Source organism: Dellaglioa sp. CoH-56-MRSF-13 (assembly GCF_056782095.1).
Map to the genome: position 1 here is coordinate 1 of NZ_JBXAYC010000223.1, position 235 is coordinate 235.

The window sequence follows — 235 nt, forward strand, 5'->3', positions numbered from 1 at the left end:
GCCCGACAATAAGTCAACGTGTTTTGCTCCTCATGTATTACATTTTATTTTTTATAATTCATCTCTGAAATTCTCAAGATTTTCATCCACAATCTCTGTATTAACCAGAACAACTCTCTTCACATGATAGACTGCTTTTGCATCTTTCGCTAATTCCTGAAATGTATGCCCCCCCATGGGAACCAATGGAAACTTCTGTCGGTTTTATCTTATTCTTTTCCGACCACTGCTTTTC

1 protein-coding gene is annotated in these 235 nt (G+C 37.4%); it reads right to left on the bottom strand.

Annotated elements, in window-relative coordinates; all coding sequences use genetic code 11:
* Window positions 1-51: 51 nt before the first annotated feature.
* Window positions 52-177 carry a DUF6462 family protein gene (locus AC1RP1_RS08490; RefSeq protein ID WP_481762804.1) on the bottom strand — a complete coding sequence of 42 codons (126 nt, stop codon included), beginning with the start codon at window positions 175-177 and terminating at the stop codon, window positions 52-54.
* Window positions 178-235 lie beyond the last annotated feature (58 nt).